At 28.9% G+C, this 18,435-nt stretch carries 14 protein-coding genes; 2 read left to right on the top strand and 12 right to left on the bottom strand.

Features of this window, described 5'->3' with window-relative positions; genetic code table 11:
- Positions 1-80 precede the first annotated feature (80 nt).
- The 3 genes from Q6H37_RS10780 to Q6H37_RS10770 form a co-directional block, all read right to left on the bottom strand.
- On the bottom strand, positions 81-1,208 hold the full coding sequence (locus Q6H37_RS10780) for a DUF6985 domain-containing protein (RefSeq protein ID WP_318741776.1): 1,128 nt from the start codon (positions 1,206-1,208) through the stop codon (positions 81-83).
- Between the two features lie 57 nt (positions 1,209-1,265).
- Positions 1,266-1,700, bottom strand: coding sequence for an SMI1/KNR4 family protein (locus Q6H37_RS10775; RefSeq protein ID WP_318741774.1), 435 nt, complete (start codon positions 1,698-1,700; stop codon positions 1,266-1,268).
- A gap of 137 nt (positions 1,701-1,837) precedes the next feature.
- Complete coding sequence (locus Q6H37_RS10770) at positions 1,838-2,557, bottom strand: Ig-like domain-containing protein (RefSeq protein ID WP_318741772.1); 720 nt, start codon at positions 2,555-2,557, stop codon at positions 1,838-1,840.
- A 280-nt stretch (positions 2,558-2,837) separates the two neighbouring features.
- Here Q6H37_RS10770 and Q6H37_RS10765 point away from each other — a divergent pair, with 280 nt between their 5' ends.
- Entirely contained in the window at positions 2,838-3,380 is a 543-nt protein-coding gene (locus Q6H37_RS10765; RefSeq protein ID WP_318741770.1) for a phosphatidylinositol kinase, read from the top strand.
- Between the two features lie 235 nt (positions 3,381-3,615).
- On the opposite strand, the gene Q6H37_RS10760 is transcribed toward Q6H37_RS10765, so the two are convergent.
- From Q6H37_RS10760 to Q6H37_RS10720, 9 genes are all read right to left on the bottom strand, one after another.
- Complete coding sequence (locus tag Q6H37_RS10760) at positions 3,616-4,431, bottom strand: SDR family oxidoreductase (RefSeq protein ID WP_318741768.1); 816 nt, start codon at positions 4,429-4,431, stop codon at positions 3,616-3,618.
- 24 nt (positions 4,432-4,455) lie between these two features.
- Complete coding sequence (locus tag Q6H37_RS10755) at positions 4,456-4,650, bottom strand: hypothetical protein (RefSeq protein WP_318741766.1); 195 nt, start codon at positions 4,648-4,650, stop codon at positions 4,456-4,458.
- Positions 4,651-4,862: 212 nt separating this feature from the next.
- The gene (locus tag Q6H37_RS10750; RefSeq protein WP_318741764.1) at positions 4,863-5,303 is read right to left on the bottom strand and encodes a MarR family transcriptional regulator; all 441 of its coding nucleotides are present in this window, start codon (positions 5,301-5,303) and stop codon (positions 4,863-4,865) included.
- A gap of 335 nt (positions 5,304-5,638) precedes the next feature.
- Positions 5,639-7,165 carry a hypothetical protein gene (locus tag Q6H37_RS10745; protein WP_318741763.1) on the bottom strand — a complete coding sequence of 509 codons (1,527 nt, stop codon included), beginning with the start codon at positions 7,163-7,165 and terminating at the stop codon, positions 5,639-5,641.
- An 18-nt stretch (positions 7,166-7,183) separates the two neighbouring features.
- A complete protein-coding gene (locus Q6H37_RS10740) occupies positions 7,184-9,979 on the bottom strand; it encodes a hypothetical protein (protein ID WP_318741761.1) in 2,796 nt (931 codons plus the stop codon).
- Between the two features lies 1 nt (position 9,980).
- Positions 9,981-13,574 (bottom strand): phospholipase D-like domain-containing protein, encoded by a 3,594-nt coding sequence (locus Q6H37_RS10735; protein WP_318741759.1) that lies wholly within the window; start codon positions 13,572-13,574, stop codon positions 9,981-9,983.
- Positions 13,575-14,257: 683 nt separating this feature from the next.
- Entirely contained in the window at positions 14,258-15,163 is a 906-nt protein-coding gene (locus Q6H37_RS10730) for a DMT family transporter (protein ID WP_318741757.1), read from the bottom strand.
- 342 nt (positions 15,164-15,505) lie between these two features.
- Positions 15,506-15,718: a DUF4177 domain-containing protein gene (locus Q6H37_RS10725; RefSeq protein WP_318741755.1), complete on the bottom strand. Its 213-nt coding sequence runs from the start codon at positions 15,716-15,718 to the stop codon at positions 15,506-15,508.
- Positions 15,719-15,759: 41 nt separating this feature from the next.
- Positions 15,760-16,107, bottom strand: a complete 348-nt coding sequence (locus Q6H37_RS10720) for a hypothetical protein (protein WP_318741754.1) — start codon at positions 16,105-16,107, stop codon at positions 15,760-15,762.
- A 491-nt stretch (positions 16,108-16,598) separates the two neighbouring features.
- Between Q6H37_RS10720 and Q6H37_RS10715 the strand changes: the two genes are divergently transcribed.
- Positions 16,599-18,320 (top strand): cell wall-binding repeat-containing protein, encoded by a 1,722-nt coding sequence (locus tag Q6H37_RS10715; protein ID WP_318741752.1) that lies wholly within the window; start codon positions 16,599-16,601, stop codon positions 18,318-18,320.
- The last annotated feature ends 115 nt before the right edge of the window (positions 18,321-18,435 follow it).

The following is an 18,435-nucleotide window of genomic DNA, read 5'->3' as shown; positions in this document are numbered from 1 at the left end:
TTATTATAACTGTATTATAATATCCTCACTTACTGGTGTATCTGTAATTGGTATAGCATATTCTTTAAAAATGAACTTAATTAAAACTTATATTCTACGGGATAATTAATTTTCTTAAGTTCCTCTATTGCTGCTTTGATATTTCTATCTGCATTTAATTTTTTTATCATTTCTTCTGTAATTGGCTGATGATTAAATATCTTTTCTACATCTTCAATAGATAATTCTTCTCCCAGTCCCCAATAATCTTTTGACCAATCTATATAATCCTCTACCGAAAATATTCTACTAAGCATATAATCAGAACCATCACTGCATCCTTCTGGAATTTCAACTTTTCCTTTTTGCCACTGCTTATTATTGTTATCCTGCCAAATACAAAATGTAACATCATCTTGCTCAATGGCTTCATCATCAAGCAAGTTTAATAATACTTTAGGGACGTCTTCATAAATGCCTTTCCATACCTCAAATTCTTCTTGAGCATAAGGAGATAACTCTGATTCATGGTCAAAGCCTTTAATAATACATCCATCCTTAGAAAATAATATATGCATTGTATCTCCACCACCATTATCAACTACAGCTAAAGAGCTTTTTTCATCCCAATTAGGATTCCAAGTATATACTCTTAACCATTCTTCTTCACTAAAAATGATATCAAGGGCAGACATAGAAATAAGTTTCTTTTTAAGTATATCTATAGTTGGTAAATTCTTTAAAGTACAGTATGTTTCATTAAATACATAGTTCCAATTAAGTTCTTTATAATAGGAAATCTCTTCCCAACCATCTTCACTCTCAAAGGAGCCAACATAAAGTATTTTGCCATCACAGATTGTCCACTCTAATCCATGTTCTACTTCCCAAGCACAGTTCAATTCTAAATGAAAAGCTATTTTATTCTTATCTTTAGGACTGCTAATTATTAAGCAAATGGGAGTTATATAATTTAATACATCCTTTAATAAATTAAACTCATAAGTTTCTTCCCCAACTTCACTACAAAAATCATTACAATAATCTATTGAATATTGACACAAGCTATTTATAACTTTTTCATCTAAATTATTTAAACTTTCAACACACAAATTTGCATATTTCATATCCATATTTTCAGGCATCAATACATCAATAATCTTATTGAATAATTTAAATTGTACTTTTCCTTCTAATCCATATTCGGTCTTAATTATATTTGTAATCATTCTCCTAAGTTCCTTTCTTAAATAGTAAGTATTTTGTATTCAGTTTATATGCTATTTTTAACCCAGAAAATTTGGTAAATCTTTAATCCACTCTTCAAAGCTATCATTATACTTCTCTACCCTGGAGTCCTCATGATAATAGTAATATACCTTAGAATTAGGACATTCCTTTACATTCAAACAAAAATAATCACCATTACCAATTCCATAGAAAGGTATAAAATCTTGATTCCAATTCCCACCCTTCATTTCATAATCATAAACTAATGTGATACTGTCATTCCCATTAGTTTTACTTGTTGCCACATTATAAACATCTCCTGGAAATGTATATTTTGACATTAGATCAATAAAGAACCTAAAATCATCACTAAACTTACAATTGAATTTACTACTTATAGAATTCCAATCCTCATTAGATGGAAAATCTAATTGTATCTCCTCTGTTTCCAATATTTTCAGTAAAATTGACTCAACTTCATCTCTTGTCATTATTATTTTCCTCCACTGTTTATTTAAATTTCTTCACCCGGTAATATATATCCACTTCCCCTTTTGTTCCAATAATTTCTGGAGGGATTTGCAAAGGCCTGCCTGAGCTTGCTAATAATAGCAAAATACTGTCTACATTATATTTCATAAGGTATATTATTTAGATCTTTAAACTCATCTATTAGTAAGTTATATACTTCTCCTACATGTTCCCTTAATGATGTTTCAAATATTAAGTTTCCTAATGTATATAATTCACCATCTTTAATACCCACAATTCTTTGCATGCTTCTTGCCGAAAATACATATCCTTTTGCCGTGTAATCATTTCCTTCCTCTACTACTGGCTTCAAAGGAACATAATAAATAAAATATCCTTCAACATTTCCTAAATATTTAATTTTCATATTTTTTAATTCATTATTTGTATAAAAATAAGAACGTACTTTTTTTATAATTTTTTCATTCTCAGTATTTATGCTATATATATTGGAAACTACAAAACTTTTAGTTGAAGATTTTTCTAAAGATTTTCCTCTAACTGATCTAATATTTTGATTTATATTTAAAGTATATGTTTCATTGGGAATGTATGCTCTTTTTGGTATTACGGTAATTATTTTATTATCTGCACTTGCATTAAAGACAGTATTAAGTACATTTCCTTTACTATCTGTAATATTTATATTACTATCTAATGTTTTGGTATCAATTGGAACATTAAATTTTATAGACCATGTTTTATCAGTTGTAACATTATTCTGAGTTCTCAAATCTTTAGCATGTGTACAATTTGGTAATAGCAAACTGCAAATTAAAGTTAAATATAAAGCTATTATTTTATATTTTAAGTTCAAGGTAACATCCTCCTCATAAAATAAAAATTTACAATTTAATTATATATCTTTGTTATACTTTTATCTATAAGTGTAGCTGCAAATCAAGAAAATTATCTGACAATTCTTGATTATGGATTATGCAAAAAAATATTAAAGAATTTAATAAATAATATAGACTATAGTCTTTTATATGATATAATCAACTTAAGTGTTTAATCGATAATGATTTTCATTTTCTTTTTATCAAAACTTATCTTAAGAAAAAATAATTATATATTATATACAAGGAGAGTTACAAATGAAAAAAGTTCAAATATCTGAGTTAGCTTTAGATAGCATAAAATTAAATATTAAACAAGACACTAGTGTGCATGTCCATGGTGGGCATTATGCAGGTGAACGTAAATATGGTAAAATGCATGGTAAAGGCATCTATTTCTATAATGATGGCAGTAAGTATACAGGCGACTGGGAAAATGATGAAATGAATGGTCAAGGTACTTTTACCTGGGCTTGTGGTGAAAAATACATAGGCCAATGGAAAAATGATATGCAACATGGTTATGGTATTTACACTTGGCCAGATGGTGACAAGTATGAAGGCCAATGGGAAATGGGTGAAAAAACTGGGTTTGGTATATTCACATGGTCAGATGGTGAAACTTATATAGGCCAATGGAAAAATGACATGCGCCATGGCAAAGGTACTCATAACTGGTCAAATGGCGATAAGTATATAGGTGACTGGAAGGATGACGTAAGAGATGGCAGCGGCATATATCTCCACTCAAATTCTGAGGTTTCTATAGGAAATTTTGAAAGCAACAGATTTTTTAAATAGCTCTCAGAAATTACCATTCCATTTTTTTAAATATAATAATATGTGATCTATCCCTAGCTTTTAGCCGTACACTCAAATTATATAGAAGTATACGGCTATTTAGCATTCAATCATTTACCTATTAATATAGCTATTAGACACTTTTTACTGAATTTTTTTACTTTCTATTTTCTTCATCAGTTCCAAAATTTTGATTTTATCTAGTTTTGTGTACTCCTTAAGCTTTTCTATAAGCTCATTTTATCTTAAAAAGAGATTTAACAACATAATCTTTCACTCCGTCTCCAAAATGAGTCATCATGCGGTTAAAAGCTGGGACGCCAGCCATATATCTTTTTTTGGGTCTTGATGCTTCTATAGCCTTTTGTACAACTAAAGAAACAACTTCTGGCCCTGGTTCATTAGTACGTGCATTATCGTTAAAAGTTTTATAATTTTTGTATAATTCATTATACGGAGAACTAGAATCTGATATGATTCTATCTGAATTATTTTGAACTGTTTTCATAAAGTTTGTTCGAATATTTCCAGGCTCTACAACTACAACATAAATGCCGAAAGCTGATAGCTCTAAGCGAAGTGCATCACTTAATGCTTCTGTAGCAAATTTTGAAGCACAATAAGCACCACTAACTGGAAGAACCATTTTCCCCGCAATTGAACTAATATTTATTATCCTACCTGACCTTTCTTTTCTCATATAGGGAACAACTGCTCGAATCATTCGTATAATACCATAAACATTAACATTAAACATTTGTTCAATATTGTTATCTGATATTTCCTCTACAATACTTCTAAAAGCATAACCAGCATTGTTAATCAGAACATCTATCTTTCCAAAATTTTGTATTACTTTATTAACTGCAGCTGATATAGATTCATTGTTAGTAATATCTAAAGAAAGTTTTAAAGCCACATTTAAATTTTCCATGTCATTTAAATTTCTTGCCGTAGCAACTACTATGTAACCATTTTTAGATAATCTCTCAGCCATTTCTCTACCTATTCCTGAAGAACAACCTGTAATAAGAATTACTTTTGACATCATATTTAATTTCTCTCCTTACATTTTTTACATTCCCAAACAAAATGGCATTGAAATAAAATTTATCAAATCAGGCGGAAATTTTTTATCAATGGTACTCTGAAAACTTTGAAGAGATGATTTACACTCTTTCAAAAAACATTCTGGCGAAATAATTTCGTCCTTTAAAAGTGTTAATAACATTGGTGTAGTAATTTCTGTTAAGTTAAATTCTTTTTTCAATTTAAATACCTCCAAAAATATTTTTTAGTTACTAAAACATTATATTTATATATAGCCCCATTTAATTATGAGGCCAAAAATTAATTAATCTATTTAAAAATCACAACATTATTTAGTAACCTTTTTAGATCAAATTCTTTTTCAATTTTAACATCTCCTTATAGCAAAATATTTTTTAGTTACTAAAACATTATGCCTGTATAAAGCCTTCTTTATTTAGAAGGCCAAGATTTAATTAATTCATCGAAAAACTTATTTATTATATTAATTTTCTCTGGAACAAGTTCATCTATATATTCTTTCATATGACGATATTGTTCTTTATGATAATTACTATGCTCAACATTAGCAATTTCTCCTTGAGGTGTTAATTGATAAAATACATCCTTTTTATTATCTTTCATTCGATATTGTTCAACTAGTCCTTTTTTAATAAGTTTATTTGCTACCTGATTAATAGCTCCATTTGTAATTCCCATAATAATAGAAAGTTCACTAGCATTAGCATTTTTGTGATTGCCTATAGCTTCTATCATATGAATTTCAGCTGGATAAAGCATGTACTCAGTTCCATAATTATTGGGTTTTTTATTATTTTGACTAACTTTATTGGAAAAACAAATTATTTTTTCTAGAATTTCATTTTGTTTCATTATTTATCACCAAATATATTTTATTATAGATTATACACTATTTTATTTGATATCAATTTCTCCTTTATTTTTAACTTTTAACACTTGCTCATTAATCTGAACTTTATTCCTTCAAAAGGCTTGTATAAGTTACTACATATATGCACAAAAGAATAACCTGTAATTGTATTATGTATCTTAAAATTTATAAAAAAGGTTACATTAATCCTAGGATAAGGATTAATGTAACCTTCTTAAAAATGCATATCAATACTGTTACCACCCCTATATAATGATCAAGTTCTCCTCTCTCATTAACATAATATCAGAAAGTCCATGTTTCTATCTAACTTTTTCTATAGAATACTTCCAAGAAGCACTAGATCACATGGTACAAGGAATCCAATTTTTGAATCAAACTTTAAAACTTTTTCCATAGGGAATAGCAAATTAGTTGTTCTAAAAATATTTATACCTCCAAGTGATAAATTACATGACATTGAACCAATTTCTTTAGTAATATAACTTATTACAGTTTTTTTAACAAAATCCATTCCAAGTCCTGCGTCTGTTGAAACTGTTATAGTTGGATTTACATTTATTGTTAAATTAATATCTGTATCAGTTATTGTATATATATTAGGATCTCCTAAATCATATTCTTCATCTATTGATATTGTTATTTTTGCATCATCAGAAGTGCTAGCACCATAACCACCTGTAGTTCTACTCCACTGCCAAAATTGTTGATATTGTAATGGATCAAGTTTTATATTTAATTTCATTTTGTGGTTTTGACCGTCATAAAAAAAAGTAAATTTTATATAGTTATCCCCCCCATTTATAAGTTTACCATCATAATAATTATATTCTTCTTGACCATGATCATAATAAACTTCGTTGGCAACCAATCTAGCCTTATAGTTATTTTTAGCATATATAATTGTTTCCTTAGGACTAGTTCTTATATCTGTCCATCCTGCCCTCTCAAGGGAAGCTTTAAAACATACTTTTTGAAAAAAATCACTAGAAAGTATTAGCGATGCTGTATATCCATCTGAAAACGGTAAAATTGCCTTACCATCTGGTTGAAAAGATGGTACTTTATTTCCTGCAGAATTTCCAGAATTCTTCGTTTGTATATATAAACTTAAAGCTCCTTTATCTCCTTCAGCATATGTTGCAAATACAAAAGAAAGTGGTTCAATTACAATTTGATCTCCTGGTATATTAACCGATTTACTTGAAATACTTGCAAGAGTGTAATCTATTTCAGTTGAACTATCTTTAAAATACTGTGCTATTGCAGGCAAAAAATATGTTTCCATAATATCCTTATCATCTGGTCCTGGACTGGGACTTATACTCCAACTTGTTTCTTCATTATGTTTAAATTGGAGTGTTACACTTGCTTTTTGGATTTGCTCAGAAAAATTAATAATGTTTCCTTCTTCAACAATTTTAGGTTCATTATTTGATGAACTATTAGCAGTTCCACATACTGCAACTATTGGTAGTATGCCATTTAAGCTATACTTATTACTTGGTATTACTTTTTCTATGGCTTTTCCAGACTCTGTAATAATAGTATATTTACCTTTTATAGCCATAACAAGTTTGCATTTTCCATTTATTCCTGCAATAAAAGAAAATGAAGGTGCTCCTAATGTTAACTCATATTTAATTTTAAACTTTTCTCCAGTAAATGGATCAGCTCTTTCTATATCAAATGTTATATCTTTATAAATAGTAGGTTTTTCACTTGAATACTTATCCTCTAGAATTTTATTAAGTTCTTTAGTGGAATACGAACATACGATATCCCACTTATTTGCTGCAGAACCTCCTGACATATCTTGTAAATAAGTATTTAAATCACTCATAAAAATCCTCCTTTAAATTTATCGTTTAAAAGGGTAATTAGTTCCGTAAAATTCAAAATTTACTTCTGTTACTTCTGATAAATCCAATCCCTCATTCCAATTATCATCTATTTCAATAACCCAATGTGTAAATGGTCCTACCAAAGAATAATTTTCTTTGGTTTCAGTGTCCTGCCAGCCTAGATCACCATCTTGCTCAATTTGGTTATTTGTTACATCATACTTAAACAGCGTATATCTTGGGTCATGCTTAAAACAAAATTTAGTATCATCACTATCTACTATCTTTTCTGTTCCACTATGAATAATATTAACTTGCAACATATTATCAGAAGTTTTTGCACCTTTAACCCATACCCTCACTTTGCTGATTCGAATATTACATGCTCCTGCAAATGGATTATCAATTTTCTTTGTATCCGATACAACCTCACTAATATTAACCATTATACGATTATGTTTTTTTAAGAATTCTACTTGTGACTTACTCAAAGTAAAAATTATACCTTTTTCTTTTTCTTTCTTAGGGAATATACCTGCCCCATTACCAAATCTTTCAACAGTTTTTTTATAAGCATCTAAAATAACAATTTGAGCCTGCTTTAAAGTTGCTGTTGTTATTTCTGGCAATGTTTTATTTCCATATGCATTTGCCATCAAATTACGATTATCATCCAGTGACCAAAAACCATAAGCTCGTGCTGTTAAATCTAAAGTTTCCATTATTATGTTTCTAGCTGAATAATACATCTGTGATACAAATGTAGCAATATGCGGAATATTAGGATCTAATTTACTAAAACTATCATCATCTAGTGTATTAAGCTTTTGAGTTGCATATTTAATTTGTTGATGTTTTTTACGCAGTAATTGTATCATTCCATTATAATTTAGAATTTCATTATTTCTTGTAATAATAGTATCCACATAATCTTTAACTGCTGCTTTTAAATCATCTATTTTTTTTGGAAATTTATCATAAAAATCATCCAGCAAATCGAACAATTTATCTTCACTAGCAATTAGTATATTTACATCACCATCAGGTTTTATACTTCCATCATTTAGCTGAGAATATTCATCAATGACTCCTTCAAAAGTTGTGCTTATAAATTTTAATTTATTTATAATAAAATCCCTATTAACTGAATCTCCCTTATCATCTGTTACATTCTGCATTTCTTCTACTCCTAGCTGTGCAATCTGAGTAACCCACATCAGCTTTGACTGTGGTGCAAATGCAATCATAGTTAATGCAGACATAAATGATTCTAAATTAAAATCACAATGATCCTGTATAGCATTTTTAATTTCATCCATTTTGTTATTTACAAACTGCTTCTTAGGTTCTAATATAAACTTATATGAGCTAATATTTTCTGCAGAATCTGATAGTTTTTGCCTTAGTAACTTAATATCTGAATTTGATTGGATTATAATATCTTCTTGCTGATTTTTGGCGATTTTTATAGTATCCATTGTTGCTTTTTGGTCTATTAGCTTTTTATAATAAGAATTATATTCATCCTCTATCATACTAAAGTTGGTAATCAAATCTTCTAGTAATCCTTCATAGAACTTAAAAGATACTAGTGGTACATAATTGTTATCATATCCAAAATAATCTAATCCATTTAATAAATTGTTTAATAAATTTGTTGTTTCATTATAAATTTGTTGTAATGTATCTACACTATTTACTGCACCTATAGACCATTCATTATTTTTATAATACGTTGCTAACTCAGATTTATTATCTAAGTTATTAAAAATAGCTGTTCGTTCTTGTAACCTTTTTAAAAGTATAATCAAATCATGTGCACCTTCAAGATTTTTAATAGGATCTACTGAGAAATATATAAGTTTTGCTTTCTCAAGCAACATTGCACATTGACTTGGATGAACAAATATAAATGGCTTGAATTTTTTTTGCAAAAGAGAACTACCCGTATCTATTGTTAAAATTGTTGATTTTCCTTCATTTTTGCCTTCATATCCTGATTGGCCATTCTTTTTACCAATACCATATATACCACCATTTCCAACTGTAACATCAATAACTATATTTGTTTCCCAGTATTTTGCTAATATGCTTAATTTATTGCCTTCTACTCTAATTACATTATTTAACTCTTCAGTTGTAGTAGTATTACCAAGAGAATTCTTAAGGTTAGTCTTTATATCTCTTAACTTGGTAAATTGACTCATTTCTTCTATGCATATATTCAAATCAGCCTTCTTTTTATTATAATTTTCATTTTTGTAAATGCGCATAAGTTTTGATAAAATTTTCAGATAAGGATGAACAATTATTACTTGAACATTACCTCCATCTCCTCCGTTACCTCCATTTCCACCATTTGCGCTTTCTGTGCCATCCTGTCCATTACCTCCATCTCCACCTTTTGCTAATAATGTGTACATTACATCAGCATCTTCATTCTCTATATACAAATCTAAGCTACCACCTATAGTTCCATCGCTACCTTTATCACCAAATGTCTTTTGTGGATCCTGGTTTATTCCCTCTGCATCATCACCTCTACTACCAGAAACATCTATAATAATCCTTTTATCTTCTGATGTAACAACATTATTTACTGAAATAAGTCCTTCCTTCATTTTTATATCCCCTGGAATTATTATTCCCTCAGCAAAAATCATAAATTCTGAATTAGTATCCTTATCACTAACATAATCTTTTATATTTAATATGTCATTCACACTCAATATGATTTTTTTCTTATCTATAGTGATTTCTCGAAATGTCTCATTTACTTTAGACAAAATTGTGCTATTAATATCATTGCTCATTTTAAACTCCTCCATTAAAAATCCTACGTCCATTCTCTACCTTTCTTTTATCTACATCCTTTTTAGCCCTATCACTATTCTCTCTATCTTCCTCATTTTTACTACTTTTCCTTTTTAAATCATCTACCTCTTCAGCTTTTTCTTTTTGCTTTTTCACCAAATCTTCTACTTCCTTATTCAATTTTTTTTCTTGCTCTATAAGATCAGGATCTTCTTTTTTATATTTTAATTCTTCTTGTACTTTCTTTAATGCATCTCTAGCGCTGTCTGATTCACTTTGCATTTTATCTAAATCTGATGATAAATCTGAAATCTTTTGTAAAATTTTATTGCTATTTTCAATAAGGTAATGATCTTTTTCTTTTAAAAGGGCAGCCTCTACACTTTCCTTTAAATAACTACTTTCTTCATCACTTATTATTTGTTTTAGTTTAGGAGATACCACCTCTGTAGATAAAACTGCCCGAATTTCCGAAGCACTTAATTCTGAAAATTCACTTTCAATATTGCTAGACACAAAATCAATAATTACAGCCTTCGACATATATTCAACTCTTGTCATGTCTACTGCATCAGTAACAGCATCCTTATCATTTTCCAAATTAATACTTCCACCTTCCACAAGTTTCTTTATTTGATGTGCTACAGCTTCATCTAATTCATTCTGACAAAAATTCCATGGAAGCCCTTCACTCATTTTCCTAACTTTTTCACTATATTTCAAACGTAAATCCTCATATACTGGATTATTTATAGTATGAAAAATTTCCATATCAAAAGCCATACTTCCTGCTTCTTCATTGTACATTTCAGAACTATCCTGCCTATTAAAATGTGTAAGTGCATCTGCATTATATCTATATCTATCTTCTAAATTTCCCTCTGTTATGTTACCCAGCTCAAATTCTCTTTCCGCCTTATCATCTATGGAAGAGCTCTTACTTGATGATGGAGATTGATCATCATCGTTTTTCTTTCTTCTTCTTAATTTCTCATCCGCATCTCTTTCCATTAACGATTTACATCTACATTTACATTTAATAGAAGCTACCATTATTGACAAAGTAGCCAAAGCACTTAGGACATACCACAAATAATTATATTTAGGATTATTTTTTTCACCTTCATCCTTATTATGTATTCTTCCATAATAACTTACTTTTCCTTTTCTAAGTTCATCATTTGTATTTTTAAATATTATTATTCCAAAAAACTCATTGCCTACAAAATTATCAATAAGGGCTGGTCTTGATATTTCACTAAATGTTATTCTTCCACTAGTATCATTTCCTTCTGTTATATCCCAAGAAAGGACTCCATCTATATAATTAGGTTTCACAAGCTTAATGCCATCAATAGTTACATCTAAATTACCTGTAACTATAAGTTCCGGACCATTAAATACCTTCTCATCATCTAATTTTTCATTATCCTTCCTATCCTTTGATTGCATATCGGTTTCATCATATGACTTACCCCCATCATTCGTACACCATGTGTCATAGTTTCCTGACCAGTACTCTAGTATATGATTTCTCAACTGATTAAACGATGCTATAACCTGTGAGGAATTACAATTATATCCTTTTGATTTTAAAAATTTTGTTATATCTTCATCTGATTTTTCAAAGGAATCCCTATCAGTATCCACAACCTTTAAAAAATCATCTAATAACTGCTTATTTGTTAATAGTTCCTTTACAAATCTATCCGATTCACTAGAAGGTAAATTTTCTTTTCTATCTTCCTTAAAAAATGCTGTATTGAGCATTTCGGCAACTCTTTTTTCATTTGTAACAAAACCGGCATTAAATATTATCTTATTCAATTCTTCCCTTATTTCTTCAATACTTTCCTTCGATGTATAAAGGTTTTGTTTTGCAAGAACTTTATTCCAAATCTTCTTAAGGCGTTTATTTTTCTTTAGTTCAAGTAAAAATAGCATAGCTTCAGAATTTTCTTCCTTTGTAACATCATCACTAAAAATTTTAGACACTGTGCTTTTTGATTCATTCCAAAGAGGATTAAAATATGAATTTATATATTCCTGTGCTTTTTCAGGATCTTCAACTACATAACCAAATTCATTAAGATCACAAACATACTGATTTTGTGAACCTATATAAAACACTGTATCATCAATCATAAATGTTTTAGCATGATTAGGAATAGGAGCATTATTGGGATAGTTTTTATCTGAAGAATATCTAATTGATGCAACATTAAAATAAGTATTAATTAAATTTTTTGCTGTAATTTCTGCCATATGCAGCTCATTTGTCATGATATTGAGTAATTTCTCATTAATATCACAAGGTTCCTCTCCACCATATTGTTTAGAAGCCAATTTTAAAGTATCATAAATTGAATAAGGATTAGAAAGTACTATATTAATATTGACTCCTTTCTGAATTGCCTTACCAAACTCAATAAATAATTTGTCATTATAGCCAGCAACTTTAAAACTTAAGTGAAATGACTGCAATGACATTCTTATATTCTTTTTTGCTAAGCTAACCAATTTTATAAAAATATCATCACTTGGCTCATCTTGGGGAATCAAATAACTATCTGGTCTTGGAAACAAATAAGAGGTATATGTTTCTGCACTTCTACCAATAGCTAATATAGGTATGCTTCCAACTGATTGATTAGAAAGCGAATCTTTTATATTTTTAAAAACATTTTTATCAGGATAAGTCATTGTTTTAATTTCATTTTTATTGGTTGCTGTATTAAATTTGTACGATCCATGTAACATTTTCTCACTTTCAATGTACCTCACTATATTATTATGAGGAAATGTACTTTTAGACAATTCTTCATTCATGTTAATCATATAATCCCACAAATTATCAGCATAGCAATGTGCATGTATTGCAGAAGTTCCATTGAGCTTCATAGAAACATCAAATACAGGATTAGTTTCAAGATAATGTGGCCCCCACATATTATGTCCACCTACTATAGCACGAGTACCATCTACAGCTATTATTTTTGAATGATTCCACGAAGTGAAGCTGGAACTTAAAATGCTTACATATATCTCCATTTTAGACTTTTCGTCAACATCTCTTGTAATCTCATTTAAAAAATCGCTTACTACAAGTGGTGGAATGTTTGGGAGTGGATTAGAATATACTATTCTAATTATTGGTCTTTTACTTTCTTCTTTATTGCTTATATATGTAATTGCATTTCTAAGAGCTGATAAAAAATATCCTGTAAATGGTGATAGGGTTGTTATATCAACAAATTTTTCAGCACTTATTATTAATTTATAAATTTCCTCAAAAAAATTATATGAATGACCTGGCATAAACCTTTTAGCATGACCTCCAGGTGTCTTTATTGAAGATTGAAGTGCTACTGCCTCTGGTAAATCTGAACACTGCTTCAAACCAAAATCAGGATCATCACCTTCTACACGCATAGGAAATTCTGTATATTTTTTACCAAAACAATTTGTTGGGGTAGCAAATAACCAATCTTTCTCTAAAATATTGTCATAAGCGCAATTCCAAAGTGCATTGGGCTGCGGATATTTTTTGTTTAGTTCCTCTACTAAAACCTTAATATATTGGGTTTCCAACATAAATCCCTCCTTATGTTTCTTTTTATATCATTTATAATTTTATCTATAGTATTATATTCTTATATATATATGCATATTATACATACAACTTTTTCATATGACACAGCTATCCAATGCAGTATAATCATTAACAGTTATAAAAGTTCATAACTAATGTTTTACTCATTTACTTTACCCACTATGCATTCATCCGTTATAGCTTAATAGCTTGATCAATCGTTTAATTTTCTAGAAGACAGAAGATTCTTTATGTTCAATAAACTAATAACCCCAACACTTTAAAAAATGCTGGGGTTATTAGTAATCTGAAAAATGTGGTGAATATAATTACAATGTCTATGAATTCTTGTGGTATTATAAAATGTTTCAATATACTCAAATACAAGAGTATATGCATGACGATAATTCTTAATTTTAAAGTGATTTATTCATTCACGTTTAATAATTGCATGGAATGATTCAGTACATGTATTATCCCATAGATAAGCTTTCTTAGAATAGCTAAGTACCATTTTTTCAAGTATAATAGCTTGTGGTCTATACCTCGCTTTTTAGCCATACACTCAAATTATATAAAAGTGTATGGTTATTTAGCATTCAATCATTTACCTATTAATGAATATATACTATATTATTTAAATTAAAAAATTATACAGGATTAAATAGAAAATGAATTCATTGCATTAAGCAATTTTTTTCAAGTTAACAGCATCTATCTTATCTTTTTTTAGCTTTATATTGCTACCTATAATTCCTACTAATATAAGTGACACTCCCATCCATTGAATCCAGTTCACATGTTCAGATAAAAATAGTAAGGACATAGTAACAGCTACTGGAAGTTCAGACGCAGATAATATAGTACCAAGTCCTGGTCCAATATGTGGCATTCCAATTGAAAATAAAAGTGGTGGAAGAACTACTCCAAATATACCAAGAATTAATCCATATGGAGTCAACCTCTTTAAGGTAGATAAATTCAATAAAAATGTTGGTGGGAACAATGCAAAGACAACTATTAAAGCACCAATGGAAAAAAGAGCACTTTTTAACACTGGAGAAGTATCTTTCTCAACTGAACTACTGAGAAAAATAGAAGTTGTATACGTTAAAGCGGCAAGTAGTCCCCAGATTGTCCCTTTCAAAGAAATACCATCAGTCTGTTGTGTAATGATGTTTGCAGCCAAAAATGAACCAACTATTAGAATGAATATAGAAATAAGCTTTTCTTTTGTAGGCTTTTTCTTATTGAATATCCAGTCAAAAAGTGTACCAATCCAGACAAATTGAAATAGAAAAATTATTGCTAATGAGGCATTAAGTGTCTTAAGTGATTGATAATAAAATAAACCTGTTAAACCAAATGGAATTCCAGATAATATTAGTTTAAAAATTTGATTGAAAGTTAACTTTTCCTTTTTTGTGAATATAACTACAGTACAAATAAGCACTGTTCCAAAAAAATATTCACCTCCTGTTACTTCTGGTGATGAAAAGCCTGCTGAATAAGCAAGTTTAACAAATGTTGATAATACTCCATAACAACATCCGCCTAAAAAAACAGCTAATACATAATACCAATTTTTCAAAAATCTTACCCCTTTCTTTTAATATAAAAAAGCCACACAATTATCATGTTAATAATTGTGTGGCGAAAATAGAATTTCTCTAGAAAAATCCACGTCCTAAAAGGTTTTGTTATTTAATTTTCGTTTATAGTATAAAATTAATAATTTAAATTGTCAAGTTTTTACTTTCATCATCTTCTAGAGACTTTCCATTTTCACTCAATAGTTGAAGGTTGTTTTAAAGTTATGCAATAAATATTTATGTTTACTCCTTCAACTTCTTATATAAAAGATCGTTTTGATAGAAAAACTAAACTTTAGTTAGAAATATCCTCAGATAGTTTTAAAAGTTTAGTAGATAATTTACTTTAGTCTTTTAAAAATCCACTTTTCTTCACTAGTCAAACCTGACCTGTTCTCTCCCCAATTTGTAGACTCAGGAATAACATTAATAAGTTCCCAACCTTCCTCTCCAAGCTCCGGCAACATTAATTCAATGTCCTTATCCCATTCTTCCGTCTTAAAGAAATGTGGTTCTTTCTTGCAAATAATAACTTTATATTCCCACTTTTGCATATTTCCCTCCCAAAAAACATTATTTAATTTTTGTTTAATCCTTAATATTTTTTTAATAGTCCATAAGAATTATATACTTCCTGCAATTCTTCTTTCATATTGTATACATAGAACTCTGCATCTTCTTCATCGAAATCTTCTGGTTTATCGTATCCTAAATTGCTATAGCTCTGACATTTTATTGAATGAACTATATTTAACCCACTTATTTTTTCACTAGTATTTCTAATTACAAAATCTAAGGTATCTGTGATATATACAGTATTATATCCATCTCTTTTTATTGCTTGTATCATTGCTTCTTTAACCTTTTTTGTAAATTCATCAAATTTTTTCTTATCTTCATTGTTAGATTCTTTTTTAAAAAATTTTGATAGTATCTTTAGCATTTTAAAGTCCTCTCCTTGTGTTTTAGTTTTAATTATTATAAGTTTTTAATTATTCCTATAAGTGATATTTTATACTATATATTTTAAAAATGAAAGTTCAAATAATTCTTGTTTTATTTACTATTTTCTTAAACAACTATATTTAACAAAGTTTTAATAGTTATATCTAACATATTCTTGTATTCTCATTATTTATCAATAACTCCTACACCTATCTTTTTAACTAAAATTATTTTTCACTCTGCACAACTCTATATTATTAATTCTATATAATTGATTTAAAGAATAGGTATTTTAGAATGGCTAAATCTTAGCATTAGATTCATCTTAGTCCTTTTTGGAAGGCAGCAGATATATTCTAAAAGAAATGTATATTCTTTTTAAAGCAATAAAATTTAAGAAGATTCTTACTATTGCATTTATAAGAAATTTATTATATAATCATATATCATGTAAATGCTACCAATTTATGTATAAAAAGGAGAAATTGTATGTTTAAAAGATCAACAGCATTTATTTCTGGGTTAGTTTTAACCTTATGCATTATATCAACAGCACCTGTTAAAGCTACATCTTCTATAGAAATAAAACGTTTGTGGGGTGTAGATAGATATGCCACTTGTTCTGAAATTGTGAAAGAAGGTTGGGCAAGCTCTGACTATGCAGTAATCGTTAACGGAGAGAATTTTCCCGATGCATTAAGTGCATCAGCCTTGGCCAAAAAGTATAATGCACCTATTTTGCTTACACAATCCAATTCACTTGATAAAAACGCATTAAATCATTTAAAGAGACTTAAGGTGAAAAGTGTTTTTATAGTTGGTGGTAATTCTGTAATAAATAAAAGTATTGAAAATTATATAAAGAATAATTTAGGAATACAAACTAAAAGATACAACGGAATTGACAGAAATGAAACTTCCACAAAAGTGGCAGAACAAATAGGAACTGACAACGGAATAATTATAGCCTTAGACAGCGAATTTGCAGATGCTCTTTCAGCAGCTCCAATAGCAGGCAAGTTAAATATACCCATAATATTAGTTCCTAAAGATTACATACCAAGTTCAGTTAAAAATTTTATCTCAGACAAAAACATTCCAAAGACCTATGTATTAGGAGATACTGACATAATTAGTGATAATGTAGCTTCTCAATTTCCTAATACACAAAGAATAATCGGTAAAGATAAATATGAGAGAAACATAAATATTATAAAGACCTTTGAAGACAAACTAGATCTTAATAGTGGATGTTTGGCTTATTCAGGAGCCTTTGCAGATGCACTTAGTGGTTCAGCTTTTGCAGCTTTAAGTGGTAATCCGGTAATTTTAGTAGGAGATACTCCAACTCAAGTAACATCGGATTTTATAAAGTCAAACCATTTTAACAAGTTAAATGTTTTAGGAGGAGTAGCTGGAATTAAGGATGAAACTTTAACAAATTTAACTTCTTCTCAAAATGATGATAATAATAAAGTAGTTTTTAAAGATAAAAATTTTGAACAGGCTATAAGAATAAGAATAAATAAGCTTAGTGGAGATTTATATAAGGATGATATTAAAGATGTTACAACCTTAATATTTGGAATTCCTGACCCTGGAAAGACTGTTGTACAAATGACTGACATAAGTGGTATTGAAAATTTTGTTAACTTACAGGATTTAAATTTAGATTTCAGTAAAGTAAGTGATATAAGTTGCTTAAAAAATCTTACTAAGCTAAAGTGGCTTAGGTTATCTGGAAATCAAGTAAGTGACATAAGTTCATTAAAAGGTTTAACTAACCTATACGAGATTGAATTAAGTAACAATAAAATTAGTGACATAGGTGCATTGAAAAACTTCACTAATTTACAAAGACTTGGGCTAGGCGGAAATAAAATCGCTGATATTAGCACAATAAATTCGCTAACTAATTTAAAATATCTTGAGTTAGACAATAACCAAATCAGTGATATAAGCGCATTAAAAGAGTTAACTGGCTTAAATTCCTTGTATATAAATAATAATCAAATTAAGGATATAAGTCCATTAACGAATTTAAGAAATTTAGAGTCTCTTGACTTAAGTAACAATCAAATTAGTGATATAACTGAGCTAAAGAAGCTTATTAATATCACATCTCTTAATTTAAAGGGAAATCCAATCAGTGACAAAGATAAAGAATCGTTGAAAAAAGCATTGCCTAACTGTACAATAACCTTTGAGTAAAGTTCAGCTTACCCCCTAATGACAATGTCATCAACTTATAAATACACAAATTAGAAAAATTTTAAAAATATTCAAAAGTAGGATTTCAAACAAAACACCTCTATAATTATTAATG

The sequence above is a fragment of the Clostridium sp. JS66 genome (assembly GCF_033561535.1).
Lineage (GTDB): Bacteria > Bacillota > Clostridia > Clostridiales > Clostridiaceae > Clostridium_AM > Clostridium_AM carboxidivorans.
This window is presented reverse-complemented; position numbering and strand designations above follow the sequence as displayed.